The organism is Halomonas urumqiensis (genome assembly GCF_003028575.1).
GTDB lineage: Bacteria > Pseudomonadota > Gammaproteobacteria > Pseudomonadales > Halomonadaceae > Halomonas > Halomonas urumqiensis.
The window spans coordinates 152387-158549 of the sequence record NZ_PYUD01000007.1; the positions used below are offsets into that span (position 1 = coordinate 152387).

Genomic DNA, 6163 nt, shown 5'->3' on the forward strand with positions numbered 1-6163 from the left:
CGCATGACAATCGCGATGGAGAGCTTCATGACAGACAATGCCCAGACCCTCGTCAATGCCGGCCACGCTGTGCCGCTGTATATCGACGGCACGCACGTCGATGCCACATCCGGCGAAACCTTCACGGTAACCAATCCCCATGACGGCAAGCTACTGGCCAGGGTCCAGCATGCCGCGCCGGCCGATGTGGATGCCGCCGTGGCGGCGGCGCGTCGCGGCCAGCGCGTCTGGTCGGCAATGAGTGGCATGCAGCGTGGACGCATCCTGCAGCGTGCCGTGTCACTGCTCAGGGAACGCAACGACGAGCTCGCCGAGCTCGAGACCCGCAACACCGGCAAGCCGATCAGCGAAACCTCCACGGTGGACGTCGTCACCGGCGCCGATGCCCTGGAGTACTACGCAGGCCTTGCCGCCGCTATCGAAGGTACGCAGATACCGCTGCGCGAATCGTCCTTCGTCTACACCCGCCGTGAACCGCTTGGGGTGATCGGTGCCATCGGCGCCTGGAACTACCCGATCCAGATCGCCTGCTGGAAGGCCGCCCCGGCGCTCGCCGCCGGCAATGCCGTGGTCTTCAAGCCCAGCGAAGTCACGCCGCTGACCGCCATGGCACTCGCCGAGGTGCTGACCGAGGCCGGCCTGCCGGATGGCGTTTTCAATATCGTGCATGGTGACGCAAGGGTCGGCGAGCTGCTCACCGGTCATGCCGATATCGACAAGGTGACGTTTACCGGCGAGGTGGGCACCGGCAAGAAGGTCATGGCAGCGGCTGGGGGCTCGACCCTCAAGGAAGTGACCATGGAGCTTGGCGGCAAGTCGCCACTGATCGTGTTTGCCGACGCCGACCTCGATCGCGCCGCCGACGCTGCCATGATGGCCAACTTCTACTCCAGCGGGCAGATCTGCACCAACGGCACCCGGGTGTTCGTCGAAGACGCTGTAAAAGCGGCATTCGAAGAAAAGATCGCCGAACGGGTGGCACGTATTCGCGCCGGCGACCCGCTCGACCCGGACGTCAACTTCGGCCCGCTGGTCAGTTTCGAGCACCAGGCCAAGGTGCTCGACTACATCGCCATTGGCAAGCGCGAGGGGGCTCGGGTGCTGATCGGCGGCGAGCCCTGGGACCAGGCAGAGATGGCCAGCGGCGCCTGGGCTGCGCCGACGGTATTCACCGACTGTACCGACGACATGCGCATCGTGCGCGAGGAGATCTTTGGCCCGGTGATGTCGATTCTCGCCTTCGACGATGAAGAGGACGTGATCCGCCGCGCCAACGACACCCACTACGGCCTTGCCGCCGGTGTGTTCACCGAAAGCCTGAACCGTGCGCATCGCACCATCCACCGCCTCGAAGCGGGCATCTGCTGGATCAATACCTGGGGCGAATCGCCCGCCGAAATGCCGGTTGGCGGCGTCAAGCAGTCCGGCATCGGCCGCGAGAACGGCATCGAGACCCTGGCCCACTACACTCGGACCAAATCCGTGCAAGTGGAAATGGGGCCTTTCGAATCGGTGTTTTAAGGAGGCTACATGTCCCAGATTCGTGAATTCGATTACGTCATTATCGGCGCTGGCTCCGCCGGCAACGTGCTTGCCACCCGGTTGACCGAGGACGCCGAAGTCAGCGTGCTGTTGCTCGAGGCTGGCGGCCCCGACTACCGCTTCGACTTCCGTACCCAGATGCCAGCGGCGCTGGCCTTCCCGCTGCAGGGCAAGCGCTACAACTGGGCCTTCGAGACCGACCCCGAACCCCACATGGACGGGCGGCGCATGGAGTGTGGCCGCGGCAAGGGCCTCGGGGGGTCTTCATTGATCAACGGCATGTGCTACATCCGCGGCAACGCCCTGGATTATGACAACTGGGCAAGCCAGCCCGGACTTTCCGACTGGACCTACGCCGAGTGCCTGCCCTACTTCAGGAAGGCCGAAAGCCGCGATATCGGGGCCAACGACTATCACGGCGGCAATGGCCCGGTAAGCGTCACGACCCCCAAGGAGGGTAACAACCCGCTCTACCGCACCTTTATCGAAGCGGGCAAGCAGGCGGGCTATGCCGAGACCGAGGACATCAATGGCTATCGCCAGGAGGGGTTCGGCCCGATGGATCGCTTCGTCACGCCGAATGGCCGGCGCGCTTCCACCGCGCGAGGTTACCTCGACCAGGCCAAGGGTCGGCCGAACCTGACCATCGAGACCCACGCCACCACCGACATCATCACCTTCGAGGGCAAGCGCGCCACCGGGGTACGCTATGCGCGCAAGGGGCAACCCCAGGAAGTCCGTGCGCGGCGCGAGGTGCTGCTGTGCGCTGGCGCCATCGCCTCGCCGCAGATACTGCAACGCTCCGGCATCGGCCCCAAGGATCTACTGGACGAGTTCGGCATCGACGCGGTGCAGGTCAATGACAACGTCGGTGAGCACCTGCAGGATCACCTGGAGATGTACATCCAGTACGAATGCACCCAGCCGATCTCGCTGTATCCAGCGCTGAAATGGATCAACCAGCCGAGGATCGGTGCCGAATGGCTGCTGTTCGGCAAGGGAATTGGTGCCAGCAACCAATTCGAGGCGGCCGGTTTCATCCGCAGCCGTGACGAGGAGGAGTGGCCCAACCTGCAATACCACTTCCTGCCGATCGCCATCAGTTACAACGGCAAGAGTGCCGTACAGGCCCATGGCTTCCAGGCCCATGTGGGCTCCATGCGCTCCGAGAGCCGTGGGCGCATTCGCCTGACCTCACGCGACCCAGGCGCGGCGCCCAGCATCCTGTTCAACTACATGTCCAACCAGAAGGACTGGCAGGAGTTCCGCGATGCCATCCGCCTGACCCGCGAGATCATCGCCCAGCCCGCCTTCGATGCCTACCGAGGCCGCGAGATCTCGCCGGGGCCCGAGGTACAGACGGATGCCGAACTCGACGCCTTCGTGCGCGAACATGCCGAGACCGCCTACCACCCGTGTGGCAGCTGCCGGATGGGCGAAGGCGAGGATGCTGTGGTCGATGGAGAAGGCCGGGTGCATGGTGTGGAAAGCCTGCGGGTCGTCGATGCCTCGCTGTTTCCGTTGATTCCCACCGGCAACCTCAACGCGCCGACCATCATGCTGGCCGAGAAGATCGCCGACCGCATTCGTGGCCGCCAGCCGCTGCCACGCTCCGAGGCACCCTACTACGTCGCCGGCGCCAGCCCGCACCGGACGGAGCCCCAACGACGGCTCGGCTGAACGGAATGCCTGCCAGCACATTCTCTTGACACCTATTCTCTTGAAACCTATTGCGCCTCGTCGTGTCCCTGGCACGGCGAGGCGCTTTCGTTCGCCATGCTGTCGCCAAGCGGGCACCCTGAAGGCACGGCAATGCTCAAGCGCTCAACCAGAAGCTGTGGGGGTGGCCAGTCCTGACACTTTGCGCTAGGCTGCAGGAATTCAAACAACTGTTCGAATCTCGGTTCGAATATCGCCAACGCACCACATCGCCTGATGAATGGATGGAGACGCCAATGCTCACCCTGATCCTGCTGTTGCTGGCCATTGCGGGCCTGCTTGTCGTGATGCGCCGCGAAGCCGGTGCCATGCCGGCACTCGTCGTGCTTGCCGTCACAGGCCTTGCCAGCCTGCTGGTTGCGTCGACGCTGCTCGGCATCCTGCTGTTGCTGGCCGCCGCCGTGGTGGCCGCTGCCGGCCTTCCCATGCTGCGCGGCAAGTGGCTGACGCCGCGGCTGTTCGCGATGTTCAAGAAGGTCTCGCCGCAGGTTTCGGAAACCGAACGCGTGGCACTCGAAGCCGGCAGCGTGGCCTGGGATGGCGAGCTATTCAGCGGGCGCCCGAACTGGCAGTCGCTGCTGGCCTTCGGCGACGATGGGGTCAGTGACGATGAACGTGCCTTCCTCGACACCCAGTGCAGCGTAGCCGCCGGCATGTGCAACTCCTGGGACATCGCCCGCGAACGCGCTGACCTTCCCGAAGCACTGTGGAACTACCTCAAGAAGGAACGCTTCTTCGGCATGATCATCCCCCGCGAGTATGGCGGGCTCGGCTTCTCGGCCAAGGCACAGTCGCTGGTGCTGCAGAAGTTGTCCGTCAGCGAGACGCTGATGGTCACCGTCGGCGTACCCAACTCGCTCGGCCCGGGTGAACTGCTGCTCAAGTACGGCACCCAGCAGCAGAAGGATCACTACCTGCCAAGGCTCGCCGATGGACGGGAGATTCCCTGCTTCGGCCTGACCGGCCCGCGTGCGGGCAGTGATGCCACCTCGCTGCCCGATACCGGTGTCGTGTGCCGCGAGATGGTCGACGGCAAGGAAGTGCTCGGCGTGCGGCTGAACTTCGAGAAGCGCTGGATCACCCTGGCGCCGATCGCCACCGTGGTGGGCCTGGCCTTCCGCCTGTTCGACCCCGACCAACTGCTCGGTGAAGAGACCGATCGCGGCATCACCCTGGCGCTGATCCCCCGTGACACCGCCGGCATGGAGATCGGCCGCCGCCACCACCCCATCGGCAGCCCGTTCCTCAATGGTCCGATCAAGGGCAAGGATGTCTTCGTGCCGCTCGAGACCATCATCGGCGGCACCGAGATGATCGGCCAGGGCTGGCGGATGCTGGTCGAGTGCCTGTCTATCGGCCGCTGCATCACCCTGCCCTCCGGCGCCACCGGCACCGCGCGCTACGCGCTGGGCTGGAGCGGCGGCTTCGCCCGGGTACGCCGCCAGTTCAACGTGCCGGTGGCCGAGATGGAGGGCGTACAGGAGCCGCTGGCACGCATGACGGCACTGGCCTACATCGCCCAGGCCGCGGTCTACCAGACCGCCAACACCATCGACCATGGCGAGAAGCCGGCGGTACCCTCGGCGATTCTCAAGAGCCAGTTGACCGAATTCCAGCGCCAGATCCTGGGTGACGCCATGGATATCCATGGCGGCAAGGCGGTGACCCTCGGCCCACGTAACTACCTGGGGATCGGCTACAGTGCCAACCCGGTGGCGATCACCGTGGAAGGCGCCAATATCATGACCCGCAACCTGATGATCTTCGGTCAGGGGGCGATTCGCTGCCATCCCTACGTACTCGAGGAACTGGCCGCCCGCGATGCCGACGACCTCAAGGCCTTCGACCATGCCTTCTTCGGCCATGCCGGGCTGATCATGGGCAACGCCGCGCGCGCCTTCACCCAGGGCCTGGGACTCGGCAAGGCCAGCGTGCCCTTCGATGGCCATGCTGCGGGGTATGCCAGCGAAATCACCCGGCTCTCCTCCGGATTCGGACTGTGCGCCGACGCCGCCATGGCAAGCCTCGGCGCCAGCCTCAAGCAGCGTGAGATGCTCTCGGCACGGCTCGGGGATGTGCTCTCCAACCTCTATCTGGCCTCGATGGTGCTCAAGCAGTGGCACGAGGGCGACAAGGTCGAGGGCGAGGAAGCACTGCTCGACTATGCCTGTGGCTTCCTGCTGGGGCGTGCCGAACAGGCCCTTGACGAGCTGTTCGACAACCTGCCCAACCGTGCACTGGGACGGCTGCTGCGGGTGATCGTGATGCCGCGGGGCAAGCGCCACAAGCGCCCCCACGATGATCTGGCCCGTGCCATTGCCCAGGCGGTCTCCAACGCCACCGCACTGCGTACCAAGCTGCTGCGCAATACCTGGGACGCCGATGACGGCGAGCAGGAGAACCCGCTGGCGCAGTACAACGCCCTGCTGGCCACCCAGGAGCGTGCCGAAGCACTCTACCGCACCGTCAACAAGGCCTTTGCCAAGGGGCAATTGCCGGCCGATGCGCTATCGCCGGAAGCACGGGTGGAAGAAGCCCTGAAGGCTGGCATCATCTCGCAGGAAGATGCCGCATTCATGCGCGAACGCGAGGTGCGAGTGCTGGAGATGCTCAGCGTGGACGACTTCGAGTACGACGCCTTCGTCACCGACAAGGCGGCGATCCTTCGCCACAACGCCGCCTGACCAACCGCTAAGCGATACACACGCCCCGGTCTGCTGCCGGGGCGTGTGTGTTCAGTCCTCCCGCAACTCACCCTCTCTTCTCCTCGCCTCCCTGGTGTGCCCCCGGTTTTGTAGACACTTTGCCGACAACCGAAGGTAAGGTGCTATGCGCTTTAAAATTCGACGTCAGTTCACGCTAGAGTTCAAACGCCATGTCGTCCAGTATTCACTGGAGGCCC

General features: G+C 64.5%; 3 protein-coding genes. All 3 read left to right on the forward strand.

Annotation, left to right across the window (positions count from 1 at the left end; translation table 11 throughout):
• The first annotated feature begins 27 nt into the window (after positions 1–27).
• Positions 28–1521, forward strand: coding sequence for a betaine-aldehyde dehydrogenase (gene betB, locus C6V82_RS15645; RefSeq protein ID WP_102588504.1), 1494 nt, complete (start codon positions 28–30; stop codon positions 1519–1521).
• A gap of 9 nt (positions 1522–1530) precedes the next feature.
• A complete protein-coding gene (gene betA, locus C6V82_RS15650) occupies positions 1531–3222 on the forward strand; it encodes a choline dehydrogenase (protein ID WP_102588503.1) in 1692 nt (563 codons plus the stop codon).
• 275 nt (positions 3223–3497) lie between these two features.
• On the forward strand, positions 3498–5945 hold the full coding sequence (locus C6V82_RS15655) for an acyl-CoA dehydrogenase (RefSeq protein WP_102588502.1): 2448 nt from the start codon (positions 3498–3500) through the stop codon (positions 5943–5945).
• Positions 5946–6163: the final 218 nt, after the last annotated feature.